The 19310-nt window shown below is 36.5% G+C and carries 17 protein-coding genes and 1 riboswitch; all 17 genes read right to left on the bottom strand.

What is annotated here, in order from left to right:
- Positions 1-170: 170 nt before the first annotated feature.
- Positions 171-917 (bottom strand): class I SAM-dependent methyltransferase, encoded by a 747-nt coding sequence (locus CHB72_RS19980; RefSeq protein ID WP_089284641.1) that lies wholly within the window; start codon positions 915-917, stop codon positions 171-173.
- A 93-nt stretch (positions 918-1010) separates the two neighbouring features.
- The gene (locus tag CHB72_RS19975) at positions 1011-1973 is read right to left on the bottom strand and encodes an oligopeptide/dipeptide ABC transporter ATP-binding protein (RefSeq protein WP_089284640.1); all 963 of its coding nucleotides are present in this window, start codon (positions 1971-1973) and stop codon (positions 1011-1013) included.
- A complete protein-coding gene (locus tag CHB72_RS19970; RefSeq protein WP_089284657.1) occupies positions 1960-2955 on the bottom strand; it encodes an ABC transporter ATP-binding protein in 996 nt (331 codons plus the stop codon). Before CHB72_RS19970 ends, CHB72_RS19975 begins: the two co-directional genes overlap by 14 nt.
- 13 nt (positions 2956-2968) lie before the next feature.
- Entirely contained in the window at positions 2969-3805 is an 837-nt protein-coding gene (gene nikC, locus CHB72_RS19965) for a nickel ABC transporter permease subunit NikC (RefSeq protein WP_089284639.1), read from the bottom strand.
- On the bottom strand, positions 3806-4744 hold the full coding sequence (gene opp1B / locus CHB72_RS19960) for a nickel/cobalt ABC transporter permease (protein ID WP_089284638.1): 939 nt from the start codon (positions 4742-4744) through the stop codon (positions 3806-3808). It abuts the gene before it with no gap.
- A 70-nt stretch (positions 4745-4814) separates the two neighbouring features.
- A complete protein-coding gene (gene nikA / locus CHB72_RS19955; RefSeq protein WP_089284637.1) occupies positions 4815-6431 on the bottom strand; it encodes a nickel ABC transporter substrate-binding protein in 1617 nt (538 codons plus the stop codon).
- A 119-nt stretch (positions 6432-6550) separates the two neighbouring features.
- Entirely contained in the window at positions 6551-6736 is a 186-nt protein-coding gene (locus CHB72_RS19950; RefSeq protein ID WP_089284636.1) for a hypothetical protein, read from the bottom strand.
- A gap of 486 nt (positions 6737-7222) precedes the next feature.
- Positions 7223-7405, bottom strand: a riboswitch (cobalamin riboswitch).
- A gap of 143 nt (positions 7406-7548) precedes the next feature.
- Positions 7549-8265 carry a hypothetical protein gene (locus CHB72_RS19945; protein WP_089284635.1) on the bottom strand — a complete coding sequence of 239 codons (717 nt, stop codon included), beginning with the start codon at positions 8263-8265 and terminating at the stop codon, positions 7549-7551.
- A gap of 27 nt (positions 8266-8292) precedes the next feature.
- The gene (gene rpsD, locus CHB72_RS19940; RefSeq protein WP_089284634.1) at positions 8293-8889 is read right to left on the bottom strand and encodes a 30S ribosomal protein S4; all 597 of its coding nucleotides are present in this window, start codon (positions 8887-8889) and stop codon (positions 8293-8295) included.
- A gap of 411 nt (positions 8890-9300) precedes the next feature.
- Complete coding sequence (locus tag CHB72_RS19935) at positions 9301-10086, bottom strand: copper amine oxidase N-terminal domain-containing protein (protein WP_089284633.1); 786 nt, start codon at positions 10084-10086, stop codon at positions 9301-9303.
- Positions 10087-10168: 82 nt separating this feature from the next.
- On the bottom strand, positions 10169-10828 hold the full coding sequence (locus tag CHB72_RS19930) for a hypothetical protein (RefSeq protein ID WP_089284632.1): 660 nt from the start codon (positions 10826-10828) through the stop codon (positions 10169-10171).
- Between the two features lie 462 nt (positions 10829-11290).
- Positions 11291-12766, bottom strand: a complete 1476-nt coding sequence (locus CHB72_RS19925; protein WP_089284631.1) for a M56 family metallopeptidase — start codon at positions 12764-12766, stop codon at positions 11291-11293.
- 10 nt (positions 12767-12776) lie between these two features.
- The gene (locus CHB72_RS19920) at positions 12777-13136 is read right to left on the bottom strand and encodes a BlaI/MecI/CopY family transcriptional regulator (protein ID WP_089284630.1); all 360 of its coding nucleotides are present in this window, start codon (positions 13134-13136) and stop codon (positions 12777-12779) included.
- Between the two features lie 115 nt (positions 13137-13251).
- Complete coding sequence (locus tag CHB72_RS19915) at positions 13252-15597, bottom strand: extracellular solute-binding protein (protein ID WP_089284629.1); 2346 nt, start codon at positions 15595-15597, stop codon at positions 13252-13254.
- The gene (locus CHB72_RS19910) at positions 15590-16990 is read right to left on the bottom strand and encodes an ABC transporter permease (protein WP_089284656.1); all 1401 of its coding nucleotides are present in this window, start codon (positions 16988-16990) and stop codon (positions 15590-15592) included. Before CHB72_RS19910 ends, CHB72_RS19915 begins: the two co-directional genes overlap by 8 nt.
- Positions 16991-17004: 14 nt before the next feature.
- The gene (locus CHB72_RS19905; protein WP_242975209.1) at positions 17005-18333 is read right to left on the bottom strand and encodes an HlyD family secretion protein; all 1329 of its coding nucleotides are present in this window, start codon (positions 18331-18333) and stop codon (positions 17005-17007) included.
- Positions 18334-18412: 79 nt separating this feature from the next.
- Positions 18413-19309 (bottom strand): carbohydrate ABC transporter permease, encoded by an 897-nt coding sequence (locus tag CHB72_RS19900; RefSeq protein ID WP_242975208.1) that lies wholly within the window; start codon positions 19307-19309, stop codon positions 18413-18415.
- Position 19310 lies beyond the last annotated feature (1 nt).

Raw genomic sequence — 19310 nt, 5'->3', positions numbered from 1 at the left:
ACTCCTAACTGTTGGTGCTCTTTAAAATCCTTCCTATAAATTTTCACTCTTCAAATCTATAGAAAAGTTAGAAAGGCTATTTTTTTCCTATCAATCTTAATTCTTAAAGCAAAACATTAAAGAATTAGACGAAACTTTTACTTCACTTGATCAAAATCTATTAAATATCTCTATTTTTCTGCCCCTGCCAAAAACATGGGTGTACATCTATATCTTACCTTTCTTTCTTCATCCCACACTAACTCTGTAATATCTTTATCTATAAAAATTTTCTTAAAACCTTGGTTCAAAAATGCTTCAGCATCCCACTGAGGTCTTACTCTAAAGGTTAAGTATAAGTCCTTCCCAATATTGCTGCTTTCTTCTTCTAATGTGTCTAAGGAGGGCTCATATCCTAATTCCACGATCCTTTTTCTGTCCTCTTCAAAACGTTTCTGTAACTCTGGATCTGTTAATCTTAAATACCAGTTTGCATCAAATATCAGTAATTTTCCTTCAGGCTTCAATAGTCTATACCATTCACAATAGGCACCTATAGGATCTACTAGGGTCCAAACTAGATTTCTACATACAATTAGATCAAAGGAGGCATCTTCAAAGGGTAGTTGATGACAATCCCCTTGTAAAAACTCTGCAGTAAATCCTGCCCTCTCAACATTTTTTCTTGCTTCCGACAGCATGTTTTCTGTACAGTCCACTGCAGTAACCTTGTATCCTAAGTCTGACATAACAATCGTGAAAAATCCTGGCCCCGTTCCTATATCTAAGGCTTTGATATTAGCTTTAGATGGAGCATTTTCACTAATTAACTTTCTCCAGGCATTAATTTGGAAAGAATTCATTTCTTTTTGAATACTTTCACTGTAGTCACCTGCACGACTGTTCCAATAATTTTCGATACGGTTTTGAATTGACATAGTAGACCTCCCTTTATAAAATAGATTTTCTATATTGATGTTTGAATATATTCTTAAAATTTCTGCTTCCTTTAGCAGAAGTTCCCTCTTGCTTTATATCCCTTCACAATGGCAGGCTATTTTATGTCCCTCTGCCACTGAATTAAAGGTAGGCACCTGCTGATGGCATATCTCCATTGCCTTTTCACATCGCTCTATGTAATTACATCCGCAGGAGATTTGTTTACTGATGGAGACTTCATCAAAGGAAGAGTCTAGAAATTTTCCCTCCTCTGGGTATGGATTCAACACAGAGGCTAGCAATTTTTTACTATAGGGATGCTTTAACTCCTCTAAATTCTTAATATTTTCTGCCTCTTCAACAATTCTCCCTAAATACATTATCGCCACACGATCAGCTATATAGCTGACAGCTTCAATGTCATGGGATATAAATAAATAGGATAGATGAAATTGTTCCTTCAAACTTAACAGTAAATTTAAGATTTGAGCCTGTACTGATACATCTAAACTACTTATGGCTTCATCTAAAACAATTAGTTTAGGCTTCAGGGCAATCGCCTTTGCGATGCAAATTCTTTGCAATTGTCCTCCACTAAATTGATGTGGGTATTTCTTAATATCATTTTGATTTAATCCTACTATTTCTAAAAGCTCTAGCACCTTCTTTTTTTCTTCTAACGGACTAAGTTTTAAATAGTTTCTTATGGGCTCACTAATTATTTTTTCTACATTATGTTTTGGATTTACAGAACTAGAATAGTCCTGAAATACTACTTGTAAATCCCTCCGCAATCCATATTGCCGCCTACCATTTGATTTGCAAAAGTTCTTTCCTTGAAAAATAACTTCTCCTTCGTTTGGTTTTAGTAAGCCAAGAATAACCTTTCCTAGAGTGCTTTTACCGCAACCACTTTCCCCTACCAAGCCTAAACATGTTCCTTCTTCTATGATTAAATCTACATTTTTAACAGCTTCAGTAATCCTTTGTTGTCCCCATAAAAACCTATCACTCTTATAAACTTTGCTGACATTTTCTACTTTAAGCAAGCTCATGGAGCATTACCTCGTTTCCAGTGACATATTTAGCACATCTCACTAGATGATTTTTTATGCCACCAATCTCATCCATTCTATATTTAGTACATATCTCCTCTGCTTCATTACATCTCTCTAAAAAGGGACATTGATTGCTTAAATTTATAAGGGATGGCGGCTGACCCTCTATGGGTTTTAACCGTCTCTTAGTAAGTTGAAATCTAGAGGATAATAATCCTTTCGTATAGGGATGGGCAGGATGTCGGAACAGTTCTTCTACTGGAGCTTTTTCTACAATATAACCACAATACATCACAGCCACCTCATCTGCCATTTGAGCAATAACCCCAAGGTCATGGGATACTAGCAATACTCCTGTATTGTGCTCCTTTACCAATTTTTTTAACTGTCCTAAAATTTGGTGCTGCACCGTTACATCTACTGCGGTAGTAGGTTCGTCTGCGATCAACACCGCCGGATTCAGTGCAATGGCGATAGCAATCATCACCCTTTGCAGCATGCCTCCACTGAGTTGAAAGGGATATTGTTTCATTATTTTTTCCGGGTTGGGTAAGCTTACTTTTTTTAGGTTTTCTAGGGCTATTTTTTTCGCTTCTTTGGTTGTAATCTTTATATGATTTTGGATTGTATCAACAAAGTGGCCTCCTATAGTTGTTAGGGGATCAAAAACACTCATAGGATTTTGCATAATCATTGCCATTTCTTTCCCCCGGACTTTTCTCATTTCTTCTTTGGAAAGAGATAAGAGGTTCTTACCCCTTAACTCAATCTCCCCTTCTATTTTCCATTCTTTATTTTTAAGCAATCCCAATAAAGATAGAGACATGACGGATTTACCACAGCCACTTTCACCAACCAATCCAAGTATTTTTCCCTTTTTAATTTCCAGGTCGACACCATTGACGGCACGAAGGATTCCCTGGTTATTGGGTAAAAAAACCTGTAGATTATCTGTTTTTAGAACCACTTCATTCTTCATGGCTAAATCTCCCTTAGTAATTTTTTTCTTCAAGAAAATCTCTTAAGGCATCCCCCAATAGATTGAAGGAAACTACTGTCATTAGAATCATAATACCAGGGTAAATCATAAGGGACGGATTGCTTCTAATAAACTGTCTTCCATCATTTAGCATGGCACCCCATTCTGGATCTGGAGGCCGTATCCCTAACCCTAGAAAAGAAAATCCTGAGATATGTAATATAACACTTCCTAAGTCTAAAGTAGCTAGTACAATAATTTGTGGTAAAACATTGGGTAAAATATGTTGAAATATAATTTTAAAATCAGAGCTGCCGGAGACCTTTGCTGAGAGGATAAAATTTTTCTCTTTATGGCTTAAAACCATACCTCTAATAATCCTAGCATATCCTACCCAGTGAACTAAAATCATTGCAATCATCAGGTTTCTTAAACCAGGCCCTAACATTCCAATGATTACCAATGTCAACACAAGGTTAGGGAAGGCCATGATCATATCACATAAGCGCATGATCATATCGTCTATAAGACCCCCCTTATACCCCGAAATAGTTCCCACTACTATACTGATACTAACTGTTATCAACATGACTGCTACTGCAGTTCCCACCGATACCTTTGTTCCGTAAATCAATCTTGATAATATGCATCTCCCCAAATGATCAGTACCTAAAGGAAAATCTCTACTGGTTCCCTGCAATTTTTGCAGTAAATCTACATCCTCTGGATGATTTGGGGCTATAACAGGTGCTAGTAAACTAAAGCATACCATTACTAACAATATAACTGAACTGAAGATCACCATATGATTTCTTATAAATTTGTTTGGTTTTTTTATTACTATCGCCATTTACTCATCCCCTCCTATCCTAATACGGGGATCTAAAATACCATAGAGGATATCCACCAACAGATTCAAAAGGACAAATATGACTGCCATAATTAAAACATAGCATTGTATTACAGGATAATCTCTATTGAAAATAGCAGAAATAATATATCGCCCTACCCCTGGCCATGCAAAAACATTCTCTACGATAACACTTCCTGCCAGCATATAACCCATACTCATGCCAAAGGCTGTAATCACTGGTAGTATCGCATTTTTAAAAACATGCCGTAATAAAATAAAACCCTCCTTTAACCCTCTTGTTCTACCGTACAGAACATAATTTTCCTTAAAATTTTCTAGCAATGTAGTCCTTAGTAATCTCGTGTAGGTGGCCACCGACCCTAGTGCTAAAGTAAAGGAAGGCAAAATCAAGTGTTTTATTGAGCCTCTACCGGCTACTGGTAACAAATCAAATTTTAATGAAAACACATACATTAGTAAGAGCCCTACCCAAAAGCTAGGCATGGAGGCGCCTAAAAAAGCAAAGCATCGACCGATATTATCAACGATCGTATCTTTGTAGAGAGCTGAAAGAATAGCCATCGGAATACTTATTATAATCACTAAAACTAAAGAAGTTAGGGTTAATTGAATAGTCGCAGGAAAATAGTATAATAATTCCTCCAATACTGGATTTCTTGTAACAAAGGATTTTCCAAAATCTAAGCTGAAAACATTTTTAACCCATTGAATGTATTGCTGGTGCAGAGGGTCATTCAATCCTAATTCAGCCCTAGTAACAGCAATGGCCTCCTCCGTTGGCGGGATTTGTGACAATCTTAAGTAGACCTCTGCTGGATCAACAGGAACAAGTTGCAATAAAGCAAAGGTTATGATGGAAATTCCCAATAAAATAGGAACTAAACTTATTAGTCTTTTGAAAATAAATTTTCTCATTTTTCCTCCATACAAGTAAGACGATTATTTTTAATACTTCCAACTTTAAGCTGGAAGTATTAAAGGATTATTATAAATCTATATTGGCTAGGGGCATTTCGTATTGTGTTCCAAAGAATACTACACCGGAAACATAATCATGATGGACAGCTATATTGCTTCGATAAGAGATTGGCAAATAAACCGCCTGTTCATGTAAAGTTTCTAAAATATAAGCATAGAGCTCCTGACGTTCTTCTTCATTGGTACTCAATAAAACTTCGGTAATTTTAGCATCAATTTCCGATTTCATTGGTAAACCAATTTGTGCTTGATAGTCGGCGTGGGCAGGGGTCCTCATAGAAGAAACAAAGGAATGTGGGTCGTAAGGTGCGCCCCAGTTGCTTTCATAGATTAGGTTGAAATTACCATCTTTCTGCCTTTGTGCGTAGGATGCTGTTTCTTCACCAACCAGGTTTAACTTAATTCCTGCCTTCTTCAAATCCCCTTGTAAAACTTCTCCAATAGATTTCTGTATAGCATCATCACTATCAAAGTTAAACTCCATTTCCAACAATTGTCCATTTTTTTCTCTAAACTCTTTCCCTTCTCCTTTTTTCCACCCAGCTTCCTCTAATAGAAGGCTAGCTTTTTCTAGATTGTAATCATAAGCCTCTAAGCCCAAATCACAATAGGGGAAGTTTGATGCAAACAATGTATCGGCTTTTTTTTCTGTACCGTAAAACACAGCATCTATAAAGGTTTGTTTGTCAAAGGCATGCTGAATGGCTCTACGTACTTCTAATTCTTTGGTAGCCCCTTTATTTGAGTTGATTGCTAAAAATCTAGTAGCTAAAGGGTTAGAAATGTCTGTTTTATATTTTCCAGAATCTCGAAACTGCTTAAAAGAATCTAGGCTTATTAATCCACTACCATAAATTAGATCAATTTCTTTTTTCTCAAAGGCCATTGCTCTTGTTTCTGCATCAGGAATAATTTTAATAACTATTTTATCTACCTTAGGTTCGGCTCCCCAATAATGTTCATTCTTTGTGAAAACTGCATATTCACCCTTCACCTCTTCACTGAAAACCCATGGGCCTGTACCGATGGCTTGCTTTATTCCTTCTGCAGTATTACCGTTATCAGGAAAACCAGCTTCCCCTAAAAACCTTAAGGGTCGAATTAATGCCAATTCCTGAAGAGCAGGATAATAAGGATTTTTAAATACTAGCTTTAATGTATATTCCTCTACTACTTCTGTGGCTTCAATTTGATTAATCAATTCTAACCAATTATGTCTTTCGGCATTACTTAATACTACATCAAAATTTTTTTTAGCTATAGCGGCATTAAAAGATGAACCATCAGAAAATTTGACATCTTTTCTTAGTTTAAAGGTGTATTCTTTCCCATCAGGAGAGATTTCCCAATCCTCTGCTAGTTTAGGTTGAATTTCTCCATCTTCACCATACCTTACTAAGGATTCATATACCATATCTTGAGCAAACATTTGATTTGGACTGTACATATGAGGATTTAATTCTCCCATATCTTGCCCCCAAGAAATTGTTAGGATCTTCTCCTGTGTTGTTGCCTCACCTTGTTCTTGTGCTACTGGTTGATTATTGCTGCCACATCCTGCCAACAGAATAGAAGCTGATACAGCCAAACATATAAATAATACGTGCCACTTTGCTTTTCTCATTGTTTTATTTACACCTCTTTCATATCATTTGTTGTTATGTTTAGCCCTGAAGTTTATAAGATTATATCTTCTGATCATCAGCTCCCTTCAAAAAACTCGTATTTAAATTTATTTTAAAATTATTCTTTAAAAATAAAATGTTTTCCTATGTACATGGTTCCTTGTATCGCAAAATATTTAAACATTGCCACAAAAACAAAAACATGAAGATCAGTAAGAAGAGTACTCTTCTCTCTAACCTTCATGGTTATCATCAAAGTATATTTTTCATAGCTTATCATTTCGTATGTCCTAAATAGCTTCATGCACATCCTTAGAATCATCATCTAGCTAAAAAAGTTAGAATTTTATTACTCATATCATAATACATTGGTAAAATTTTGTCAAATAATTAACAATTGTTTTTCATTTCTTAAAATCAAAGATGATTCACAAATTTGAAAATCTAACAATCTTTATTTATTTTTATATATAATTTTAAAAAAGGGGGCGGTAGGCGTTACAGGACGCCTACCATTTTAATAATAAATTTAATATTAAATTTATATATAATCAGCATTGCTAAGGGGGAGTAAAACTGGCTTAGATTTTACTCTTAGCTTTGCTGAAGGGGGCACCAAATTGTTTCTAATCTGCTATAGCTGTAGTTTTTAAGCACATAAAAAAGCCTGCACTTACAATGTATGAGCAGGCAATACAAGACTATACTATGATTAGGTTTTATATATTTAAAACAAAGAATCAAAACCAATAATCATCCAGTCCCCAAATCCATACACCGTGAATTTAAAAAACATCAATTTAAACAAGCTGGTATCCTGACTTAGGCTCATCATCTTTTCACGCCTTCCCAGATAACATCCAGTGGCATAAGTTGTAAAAAGACTCACCCTTACAGTGGCGGGACCGCGTTGGATTTTCACCAAACTTCCCATTTCATTTATTTAATGAAAACTTGTCTAACGTATATTAACTTAATCGAAGTATAGCATAAACAAAACTGATAATCAATTCTTTTCTTGATAAATATTTATCATTTCAAAATAAGAAACTTACCTTTCTTTATTTTTTAAGTACCCTAGAAACTTTATGCCATCCAATAAATTCTATTTTATTTTTAAACCAAACACCCGATTTTGTAATTTAAAATATCGATAAACTTCTTTCGCATGAAGGGATCCTGATATACCTTTTGGTAGACATCTTCCCATTGAGCTTTTGTCATCTCAATTTCTTCTTCCATAACCTCTGTAAAGCCTTCACCCGCAATCTCTCCACCTTGGAGTACATATTTTCCAATATCTACTGGTGTCTGAAAAATTTTAAAATACACCAGCTTATCTGATTTCCCGATCCAGCTTTGATTAAAAGCAACTGAGAACTGATGAATTTTTTCCAAGCACGCTTCTTCCGACAATTGCCAGAAGGCTTTTACTTCTTCCAGCTGAGTTTTCATTAATCCTATCTCCCATGGGTCTAAAGTTTTTTCTACTTCCAACATAATCTGAAGCAATTCTTCACCTGTTGTAAGCGGAATATTAAAACCATCTACATCGTTATCTAGCCAGGTGAAAAAACTAGTGGGCAAAAAAACATATTGTAAAAATCCTAAAAGAGCATACACATCTGGATAGTAGGCCCATTTACTCTTTAGGAAATCTTTATTATGATCCATCAAGACGGTATATATATAAATAGAACTTTCTGTTAAAGGTTTATTTTGAAAACCATTTTCCCACAAAGGCTCTTCTTTATGGATAAGATTTTCCCAAAAATAAAAGGATTCATATTTTGATACAGATTTTTCTTTGAGGCTATTCCCTTTACCAATCATCATGAGCGCTCCTTAGTTTCTTGAATACTATTTAGTTGAGTAGTATTCTATTACTAGTTGGTCTTGAATTTCAATGGGAATCTCTTCTCTTTCTGGTGACTTCATTAACGTAGCGCCTTTTTGATTAAAATCTTTTTGAATATAAGGAAGCGTATTCAAGCTGTTCACTTCAAAGTTTTCGATAAATAGCTGTAGATTTTTTGATTTTTCAACCAGGTTGATCTCATCTCCTATCTTTACTGAATAAGAAGGTCTATCTACCTTTTCACCATTTATCATAATATGTCCATGAACCACCATTTGTCTTGCCTGTCTAATGGTTTTTGCAAATCCCATTCGATAAACCATATTATCTAATCTGCACTCCAAGATTTTTACTAATACTTCTCCAGTAATGCCTGGGGTTCTTTTTGCCTGTTCTACATAGCCTCTCATCTGTTTTTCTAGTACTCCATAATAAGCCTTTAATCTTTGTTTTTCTAACAATTGAATTCCATATGTCGATAACTTTCTATCTCCTCTGCTGGTACCACTTTTCGCTCTATTCATTGCCTTTGGATGCCCGCATACGTTTAATCCCAATCTTCTAGATTCTTTAAATCTAGGTCCATTCTTTGTTGCCATTCTATTTCCTCCTATACATTTTATATTATATATAATTAATTGATAATGAATTTCATTTTCATATATATTATATAGAATGCTGGTAGATTTGTAAAGATTTTCTTGAATTTTTATTTTATAAGCTGAAGCAAATAGAAAAAATTATAGAACATATCATCTGCAATAATTGCCTTTCCTAATGAACTCATTAAAAGTAATTTATAACTTAATGTCTAAATTAATATCATCTACAACAATTATTGGAAAAGTTACAGAAAAAAATCACTATAATCTTTATGATTAAGTGATTTTTCTATATACAGGTACCATTGTTTTTATTTTTTTAGGAATAATAAATCTTTTCTTTCCACAAAAGCACAAAGTCTTTGCATATATTCCAAGAATTCCCGATACATCCCCTTGCTATTCCCCTTACACCGACAATTTCGTTACCTGTCCGCCTATTCTAACTGCATTCATAACAGCATCAGCCTGCTCCTTTGTAATAACTCCTTGTTCCACCAAACCATTTAACGCATTTGGGGTCATCATTATGCCTGCAGGCCCGCTAAAAGCATCAAATATTTTTTCTGCCTGTCTCTGTGTTATGGTGCCATTTTCTACCAAATTTTGGATTTTATTTTTTAGTTCCTCTCTCTGTTGTTCAGGGGTTCGACTGCTTCCTCCCTCAGACGGCACAGCCATCATGCCGCTATCCTGTGACGTATTCTTCTGTTCCTGAGCTTTAGCAGGCTCAACATCAAACATATTGCCATTGTTAATTTCCCCTGTACTTATCACTACTGTTTTTGTCCTATCATCCCAACTAACTTCAGCTCCCATAGCTTCGCTCACAAATTTTAAAGGCACCATGGTTCGTCCGTTTATTACTTGAGCAGGTACATCCAGCATAACTTCCTTACCATTTATTCTGGCAGTATCGGCACCAATTTTTAAAACAATTTTGGTATCTTCTTTTAAAGCAGTTACAGTATTTGTACTTCCATCCCAGTCAATGTCTGCCCCAAGGGTTTCAAATATTTTTTTCATAGGCACCATGGTTCTGCCATCAACAACCATTGGATCCTGATCCTCAAATACAATGTAACTGTTATCCACTTTTACATTGATTTTATCCTGAGCGCTAGCAGTTACAGCAACTCCATTTAAAGTCAGCAGACAAATAATGCAAATTAAAGCAAACTTTTTCCAAAACATATACATCCTCCTCATTTTGATTGTTTTATAAATTATAAAACTCCTCTATTCGCTTAAAAACTCTTTAAATGCATCAATTATTTTATTGGCTTGACTTCATGTTCGTTGCTCCTTGTGAATTTGCCATCAATGCATTCATTACAGCATCAGCCTGCTCCTGTGTAATGACTCCCTGTTCCACCAGCCCACTCAACGAATTTGGGGTAATTCTCACACCAGAGCCTGAAGCAGCTATATCAACAAAAACATGAACAATTTTTTCTGCCTGTTCCTGTGTTATGGTGCCGTCGTTTACCAAGCCCTGGGTACTATTTCTCATTCTGTCTTTCAGTTCTTCAGGATTTGAAGTTTTTGCTCCTCCAGAAGATGTAGTTATTTTATTTTCAGTACTGCCGCTTGGGTTAACATCCGATGTTCCAAGAGCATTATTCACTTTTGCAGTATCGGATGTATTGTTATTGTTATTTTGAACCGGGAATTTTTGCTGTTGTTCAGCTTTTGGGCTTTCTTCGGGTACTGCTGGTACTAGGGTAACATTTATATTTTCTTCTTCGGCAGGTGTTACATTTTCATCTTCATTTGGATTTTCTTCTATTTCTATGTTATTTTCAGTACTATTGGTCATACTGTCATCCTGACCCTTTTTATCAGCCTCATTCTGTCCACAACCTGCAAATAAAAGTGCTACTATAATAAGCAGTGAAATCATAACAATTCCTTTTTTGTATCTTTGATATTTCATACAACAAAACACCTCTTTCATTTTTAGCTTGATCTAATAAGCTTCTAGATTAAATCAAGTTTATATAACCCATCCTATAGATATACACTCCCCCCTATACCAAAGTCAAATCTTCTTCTAATATAAACAGTATAAATATAGAACAACGTCTTTCTTTAGAAGCTTTAAAGGACGACTTTGTCGATCGCGACTATCTCAATAGTCAATTTACAAATAAATACTACCACAATAGTCATAATATGTCAATGACTATTGTGGTAGTTATAGAAAAATTTTCAATGATTTTTTTCTAGAAATATTTCTGTCACAATTAGATTTTACAATAGACTAAAAAATCACCATCAAAAAGCAGATAGCATCTCTGATTTCATCCGCTTTTTTGATTAACTGAAATCAGAAATCTATCTGCTTTATCTTTTTCCAATACCCATCTTCTATAAGAAAGCATTCCTATAGAAAAAATTATTGTAAGCTTTCATTGGTTATCTTAAACACAGCATCCCTATTGTCATTATTATTAAGGTTTATAATTAGTTTAGCAATGCTGCCATTTTCAAGCATTGCGGCTCCAATTTTCACGCCGTTGTTATCCATTATGATTACTGCATCACTGTTATCAGCTCTTCCTGCAGCAAGTACATTGCCCTCAGTATCCTTTATCGTGACAAAACCATTTTCATTGACCTCTGCAATAAGCTTTTGTAGCATTTCGGTAGCAACAATACCTTTTTCTGACAGTATTCCTGGTTTATGGAGTAGAACTCGTTTTCCTAGGATATCTTTAGGAATATCTATAGGAATATTTAAATGTAATGTTTCAATTACATTTCCACTATCGTCAGTCAAGATAACCTCACCGTCACTACCTATACTAGTCTTGCTAATGATCCTTCCTTCAGCATCTTTTACAGTAATCTTTCCCTTTTCATTCATTTCAAAACTGAACCTGCCGCTGTCTGTTTCAATTACTCCTCTTATCTGATGAATTGTGTTTACAGTACTTTCAGCAAATACTAAAGTTGCTCCTGCAACAAGTATAAAAGCTAACACCAAACTAAATATGGATGTTTTCTTAAATTTCATAATTGACACAATTCTTTCTTCCGTGGCATTTTTACTGAAACTACTATATAAAGGAGTAAACTGGGTTCTGCTTTCCGCCATTTCAATTAAGGATAGTGCATAGTCGGACTTTGTGCTATCACCGAATAGTTTAATTACCTCCTCATCACAGGCAATCTCCAAATCTCTATTCATTAGCACATACAATACCCATACCATGGGATTAAACCAATGAAGGCACAGTGCGCTGATTAATAAAAGCTTCCATAGGGCATCAAGCCGCTTGATATGTATTAATTCATGGGTAAGAATATATCTCATTTGTATTTCATTGCTGTAATCCATGACCTTTGGAAGTATGATTTTGGGCTTTATTATGCCATAGGTTAGGGGCGTTGTAGCTTTATCCGACACCAGAACACTTATGGATCGATATGTCTTTATCTCACGTATCCACCTGTCAATCAAAGGGTTATCTTTTATTGGCAAGGCTGTTCTGATTTCCCTATAGCTTTTATTGAAGGATACTATAAAGAATAGAATTAGAAGGACTGCTCCTACCATCCAAAGCATCATCATGGGTTCTAACTGTAAAGGTTTATTTACTGTCTCCATATATTCCATATTTTCATATATGAAAACCCTCGCACCCCCGACCCTTGCCCTTCCAGCTTTTCCTACAAAGCTTAAACGATTGATCAGGTTATAAAGACCAAATTTTAAGGGAATGGAAAAGGGAATAATCAATCGACATAAGGCAATTCCCCAAAGTGCAAGGAACATGGTTTTCGGCAGCCTGTTTATTGCAGAAACTCTTATAACAGCAACTATAAGAATGAGCATGGCGGCTGAAACACTCATTTGAAGTACATCCATTATAAGCACCTCACTTTAGCTTGTTAACAATCTGCTTCAATTTATTAATTTCATCTTTTGTCAGATTTTTTTCATTAACAAATGTTGCAAAAAACATCTCCGTAGACCCATCAAACATTTTATTAATGAATTCCGTCGTTTCCTGCTCCTGGACTTCTTCTCTGGTAATCAATGCCCTGCATGTAAAATTTGGTTCCAATCTTTCAATAGCGTCTTTTTCAATGCATTTTTTGATAACGGTATAGGTGGTGTTCCTGTTCCAACCTGTTTCCTCCTTCAAAATACGGGCAAGCTGACCTGCTGTCAAATTACCTTCTTTCCATAATACTTCCATCACCTTCAGCTCGGAATCAAATAACTTAATTTTCATATTCATCTCTCCTTGCATGACTATTGGGATAGTTTAATATAAGTAAATACTATCCCAATAGTCATAACCTGTCAAGGACTATTTTGGATAAACCAGGGATTTATTGCGTGTTTCTCTACTCTTTAAGATAGGTATTTACTCGATCCTGTATCAGCTTTGCTGTCTCTTCTACAGATTTGTTTCCTGAGAAAAAGCCTCTCGTCTCATCCTGTATAATACTGGTAATATTTGCATCTATATTGGCATAGGTATTCAAACCTGCTATAAATTCATTGATATATTCGATATCGGTTTGGGCCATAGGAGCAGAGCTTAGTGAAATACTACCATCCCCGCTTCTCAACATTATTCTCATATTTCCGCCTTGGGAAGCGTCTATTGCCTGTTGAGCCCTTTGCTGTTGTGCCGCCTTGTTCACTGAAAAACCTCCTAAGGCATTGCTCCCTGATGAGGTCTGCATTGCCCCCCCTTGCATAGACTGGGATTGAATCTCATCGGATAAAAGGATTTTTAAAAATTCCCAGCCTTCTGCTTTATAATCAGAATTCCTGTTTATACCATACATTGAGTTTGATGAAAAGGTTCTTACATTAGCATCACCTGAAGAAGGCATATTGTAAAGGCTTAATTGTTCTTTAAATGCAGATTTCATAAATCCATACAAATTATAGTCTATGATATTGTAAGGATAAAATACGATTGCCTCCCTGCCTGCTGCCTCCAGTATGGAAACCATATTGTTATCAACATTGCTGTTGGTAAGATTTTCCTCATCAAAGGCCTTGATAGTCTTCAGCAAATCCATGAAGCCTTCGGAAGTGAAGTTGGCATTTTTTCTATCGGCATCGATGTAATTGCTATAGCTGCCCCTGGTAAATAGATTCAGCAGCTCCACGGAGGTGACAGAAGGCAGCGCTGTTCGATTTCCACCATTGCCATTTTTTTGCGTCACTTTTTCCGCAATTGATTTAAAATCATTCCAGGTCCAATTCCTGTCATCAATGATGATAGATTCCTGATTAAGAATTGCCTGATTTGCCATTAAAACATTGAAGGTGAAATCTATGGGTAGTACATACAAACCTCCGTTGGTTTTCAATGCATCAAAAATATTGGTATGGTATTTGCTCATATCGAAGCTATTGTCACTATCCATCATCTCACCTATATCCGCCAGGACATTTCTGGAAATATAGTTCTCATAAGGTAACCCACCAAGAGATATGACGTCGGGGCCCTTTCCGGAAAGTATCTGGGTATTTAGGTTTCTTATATAGGTTTCATAGTCCCCACTAGGATAGATCTGTATATCAATCCTGTATCCGGGGTTCTCCCTCTGAAATTTACTTGCTGCTATTTCAAGTGTTCTGTTGGATACCGGAACAGAAACTGTGATTATTTCCTGCTTTGGTGCAGTGATTTCTCCACTCTGTACTGAATACTTATACAGTTCATATTTTATAGAGTCAGCAGGATTAGCAGATTGATGAGAGGAACCCCCTCCTATGCTCACTCTTCCCGCCCCGGCAGGCAGCGATGTAGCGGCTACATAGATATTGCCTTCAGCATCAATACTCATATCAGAAATATTGTATCCGCTAGCCAGAATGGTATAGGCTTTAAAATCAATGACAGTCCCGATATGGTTTCCGGAGGAATCATATTTCGAAATGTTTTGGCTGGTTAGATAATATATACTGTCATCCTCTTTTGAAGACCTGATTTTATTTGAACCCATCATGCTAAATCCGCTTGTATTCTGCTGAGATAAATCATTGGACCAGAGGGTTCTTCCTGTAGATACATCCAATTTTTCAATAGCTCTCTTCCCCATTATTATATTTAAGGCAATAAGGTTACCCTCGAAATCCATATCGATGCTTTCATAGCCTTCTGAGCCGAGGGTTCTCACCCCTTGCCCCTCCTTGTCAAGGACCTGAATGTGTTGGGAAGGATTAGACAGGTATATGTATCCATTAGCATCTACTGCTATATCCGTAAAACCCATTCTTTGCATTCCATTACCTCCGGCACTGGAAAATGTTCCAAGTTCAACATTTTTCAAGATATCTCCTTGAGGGCTGAGGACTGTAAGTTTTTGGGCAATACTATTCTCCATAGAAGCTGTAGTCACCGCATAGATATTATCCTCTTTATCAAGGGTAAAGGCACTGACATTTTCCAAAAAGCTGATCTGTGAGCCATCTATTAGATCACCATTTTGCTCTAAAGTTACAAATCCTGAATTTGCTTCATACCCTCTGTCAAAAAATACCAGTTGGTTTTTGGAATTCACCCGACTACCTCCCGGCCACATAAGACCGGAATTGCTTCCTATCTCCATTTCAGTATATGCAGGAATGCTTGGTTCCTGAGAAGTGCTTTTATTTCCTGCACTGCAGGCTGCCAAACTGAGGGTAAGCATCCCTATCATCAGAAAACTAATAACTTTTTTAAACATTGATATCACGTTCCTTTCTCATTGTAGTGTGTAAGCTATATAAGAATATAAATGACCATGTCACCAGTAGGTCTTTTACTTCCAACATAAAAGTTAATCCTATCAAGGGTGCTAAAGCAGCTAAAATTGCCAGAGCAATAAAAAAGAAGATACTAAGCACTCCAATAATCCTGATAGAGGTTATATTTAACTCTTTAAATCCCCTGAAACCCGTATACAAAAGCAAAAATCCTAAAACAATTGTAATCCAGAAAAACAAGTGCATCAACCTATTGGCGGTATTCATCACCAACTGGGATTGTGGTGGTACATACCCTATATTTTGTATGCCCCCTTGAATGACATTTTTAATCAAATCAAGGTAATAGGAAATATTGATTAGTTCATCGGGAATATAATTTGGTGGAATATAAGGTCTGAAGCTTATTCCAAGCCAAATCAACATAACCCCTAAGGATATCAATGCTATTTCAAAGCTGTAGGCCAGAATTACCCTATCGTTGTGCTTGATTACATTTGAAAAATAATCCTTCTTACACTCATCCTTGATTAAAAAATACAGCTTTATTATGGAATTCTTCATATATGCCAGCAGTATAAGGATGGCTGTCATTCCAAGAATAAATAGGAACAAAAGGGGCCACTGTTTCAGTAGCTCATACCTTAAATTAAAGTCAATGATATGATAATTTCCAGGATTTTTGCCTATTTGTTGTAATGCAGTTGATATATCGATGATATTCTCACCTAACCTGTCGTCATCCTCTGTTTTTATCTGAAGAGCTGTAATGCTGGACGTAGTATCCAGCTCCAGCATTACTTCAGCAGGTATATATACCTTTGGCAGACCATCCTCTGTTAATTTTTCTATGAGGGTATTCTCCTTTTTTACAACACCAACGATTCTGAAGATATCACCAAAAATTTCAATGGTTTCTCCGGCAGCCTTTTCTGTTTTAAATAGGTTCCAAGCCAGTTCCCCATCAATTACTGCAACCTTTCCCCCCTCTTCCTCCTGCTGTTGTGTAATAAAACTGCCTTCCTCCAGTATTTGACCGATAAATAACGAGTGCATATAATCTACACCTATCAACCCGACGGGCAAAGACCTGTTTTCATTGGAAGCTGAAGTATTGATAAGACCTGACTGGACAATATAGCTGATATCTTCTGTGGAAAGCTCCCTTTTAAGCTTGTTTATATCATCAAGTGAAAAGGCGTTTATACTATGGGAATCCATGTGGTTTTTAACAGACACAAGTACTTTTTCCATAGAATGTTTGCCATTCAATCGGTAGGATTCAGTCACCAGCCCATTACCAAAGATAATAAAGGATAGTATTAAAAAAATTCCTAAAAAAGATAAAATCCACACAGCTTTTCTTTTTTTCATCATCAATCCACTCCTCAATCTGCCAGCATAACCCGTGAACCGTCGGATAAGGGTTTGTCACTGTTGGAAACAACCTGATCCCTGGCGTTAATACCGCTTAAAATTGCGGTTTTTATGTTATCGGAGTCACCGGTGCTGACAGATACTTTTTCCACATAAAATTCATTACCCAAGGGTCCTTCCCTCTCCTTCAGGATATATACAAAATGTCCATCACTATCCAGCCCCACTGCTGAATTAGAAACCAGTATATTATAGGATCCCATATTTTTCCTGATGCTTGCTGTTCCTATTTCCCCGCCAATCAATTCCTCGGAAGAAATGTCGATGATAACATCCTTTTTTACACCAATGTGCTGTTGATTATCTTTGATTTGACCTACCTTCCCTTCAATTCTTCTGTTATTGAATGAATGAATAGATATTTCCGCTGTGTCCCCCACTTCTAAGTATTCGGCTGCACTTACATTGACGGTAGCTACAAATTGGAATCCTCCATTGATGTCGGCAATTTTATATAAGGGCTGAGAAGTATTTGCCGTCATTCCCTCAGAATAATACAGCTCTGTAACGATACCGTCACAGGGAGCTGTCACTGTACTCATGTTGACTTCTTTTGCCAGCTCAGCTATTTTTCGCTCCGCCATAGCTATATCCAGCTTTGTGGTTTCAATATCTCTGTTATTATTTTCAATATCTCTGTTATTATCTCTTATTGCTTTATCCCTGTTGTTTTTTGCTATTTCATAGTCCATCCTGGCACTATCAAGGCTCATTTCCCCATCAGCAAAGGCATTTGCAGGTATAGCACCTGCTTCATAAAGAATTTTATTATTGTCGTAATCCCTCTGGGCTTTCTCTAGATTCTGTCGGGCAGTTTGAACTGCTTTGTCCAGGCTCAACAGATTGCCTGGAGAATTGGCTTCTTCAAGCTTTTCACCGGCTTGTATTAATCTTTCAAGGTGTAATTTTTTTTGAGCGTATTTGTCCTGCTCATCCTTCAACTGATTCTCTATATCGGTTGTGTCAAGGGTTAACAGGGTTTGCCCCCGCTTTACAGAATCTCCTACCTCTACCGTGACTCCCGTTACCTTCATATTGCTACGGACATACTGATCGTGAATGATTTTTGCCTGTACATTTCCTGTGTCCGAAACCTCTTTGATTAGAGTCCCGCTTGAAGGTGTTTCATAGGTCACCTTTGGCAGTGTAAAGTTGTTTATAGTTTTTGAGAAAAAGGTTAAAAGAAGCATTACTGTAAGGAATATTATCGTTGCCTTCCCTGTTATTTTCCTTCTCCTAATATTGGCATCCTCTTCTAGTGCTTTCATATTCTTTGTCATACCTCCAATTCTTAATAATCAGGGTGATCATCCTACCTTAGAAATTTAGCAGTTAGTATTACTAATTAAAGCTAATCATTTAATCCTTTAGTCCTGAACGTTGAATACCTTCCACCAGGTAATTCTCTCCATAGAGGAAAATCAGCAGCATTGGCAGCATATAAATCGTCGAAGCGGCAAAAGCTATCCCCATCTCCCCCTGGTTGATATTTGACAGATAAACTGACAGTGGATGCATGTTCACATCCTGCAGGAATATTAAGGGCTGCTCCACCATGTTCCAGTTATCTATGAAAACCAAAATAGACAGTGCAGCAAGTGCTGTCTTCGACATAGGGAGAATAATGCTAAAAAAAATCTTAAAATGGGTGGCTCCATCTACTTTTGCAGCTTCGATATAGGCATCTGGAATATGTACCATAAACTGCCTCATCAAGAAAACGCCAAAGGTACCAAATATGCCCGGCAATATGATAGATAAATAGTTCCCCACAAGCCCCAGCCTGCTGGCCATGATATAATTGGGAACCAGTGTAACCTGAAAGGGCATCATCATAATAATGATATAGGTAAAGAATAATTTGTCACGAAAAGCAAAATTTATCTTTGCAAAGGCATAGGCCGCCATAGAAGAAACAAGTATCTGCCCCAATATAATCGGGATTACTATGATTCCCGAATTCCAGAACTTAATAAGAAACTGTGTCCTTTTTATAAGTGCTGTGTAGTATTGTTTAACAGTCACCATGTCAGGTATTAGTTTTACATTGGCGTATTCGCCGATAAAAGCATTATTTTGTTGACTTGAATCCTCTGAAATTACCATACTGTAGCTGGTTTCTATCTCCTGTTCACTCATAAAGGAATTGGTAATGGTCAATATGAGGGGAAATAAGAACACTGTAACCATAATAAACAGCATAGCGGACAATACAATTTTTCCAAATCTTCTCTTTATATGCCGACTCATTCCCATA

Source organism: Anaerovirgula multivorans (assembly GCF_900188145.1).
Taxonomy (GTDB): domain Bacteria; phylum Bacillota; class Clostridia; order Peptostreptococcales; family Natronincolaceae; genus Anaerovirgula; species Anaerovirgula multivorans.
This window is presented reverse-complemented; position numbering and strand designations above follow the sequence as displayed.

Coding starts and splice junctions, on each gene's coding strand:
- CHB72_RS19980 (WP_089284641.1), bottom strand. CDS start 917: ATGTCAATTCAAAACCGTATCGAAAATTATTGGAACAGTCGTGCAGGT.
- CHB72_RS19975 (WP_089284640.1), bottom strand. CDS start 1,973: ATGAGCTTGCTTAAAGTAGAAAATGTCAGCAAAGTTTATAAGAGTGAT.
- CHB72_RS19970 (WP_089284657.1), bottom strand. CDS start 2,955: ATGAAGAATGAAGTGGTTCTAAAAACAGATAATCTACAGGTTTTTTTA.
- nikC (WP_089284639.1), bottom strand. CDS start 3,805: ATGGCGATAGTAATAAAAAAACCAAACAAATTTATAAGAAATCATATG.
- opp1B (WP_089284638.1), bottom strand. CDS start 4,744: ATGAGAAAATTTATTTTCAAAAGACTAATAAGTTTAGTTCCTATTTTA.
- nikA (WP_089284637.1), bottom strand. CDS start 6,431: ATGAGAAAAGCAAAGTGGCACGTATTATTTATATGTTTGGCTGTATCA.
- CHB72_RS19950 (WP_089284636.1), bottom strand. CDS start 6,736: ATGAAGCTATTTAGGACATACGAAATGATAAGCTATGAAAAATATACT.
- CHB72_RS19945 (WP_089284635.1), bottom strand. CDS start 8,265: ATGATTGGTAAAGGGAATAGCCTCAAAGAAAAATCTGTATCAAAATAT.
- rpsD (WP_089284634.1), bottom strand. CDS start 8,889: ATGGCAACAAAGAATGGACCTAGATTTAAAGAATCTAGAAGATTGGGA.
- CHB72_RS19935 (WP_089284633.1), bottom strand. CDS start 10,086: ATGTTTTGGAAAAAGTTTGCTTTAATTTGCATTATTTGTCTGCTGACT.
- CHB72_RS19930 (WP_089284632.1), bottom strand. CDS start 10,828: ATGAAATATCAAAGATACAAAAAAGGAATTGTTATGATTTCACTGCTT.
- CHB72_RS19925 (WP_089284631.1), bottom strand. CDS start 12,766: ATGGATGTACTTCAAATGAGTGTTTCAGCCGCCATGCTCATTCTTATA.
- CHB72_RS19920 (WP_089284630.1), bottom strand. CDS start 13,136: ATGAAAATTAAGTTATTTGATTCCGAGCTGAAGGTGATGGAAGTATTA.
- CHB72_RS19915 (WP_089284629.1), bottom strand. CDS start 15,597: ATGTTTAAAAAAGTTATTAGTTTTCTGATGATAGGGATGCTTACCCTC.
- CHB72_RS19910 (WP_089284656.1), bottom strand. CDS start 16,990: ATGAAAAAAAGAAAAGCTGTGTGGATTTTATCTTTTTTAGGAATTTTT.
- CHB72_RS19905 (WP_242975209.1), bottom strand. CDS start 18,333: ATGACAAAGAATATGAAAGCACTAGAAGAGGATGCCAATATTAGGAGA.
- CHB72_RS19900 (WP_242975208.1), bottom strand. CDS start 19,309: ATGGGAATGAGTCGGCATATAAAGAGAAGATTTGGAAAAATTGTATTG.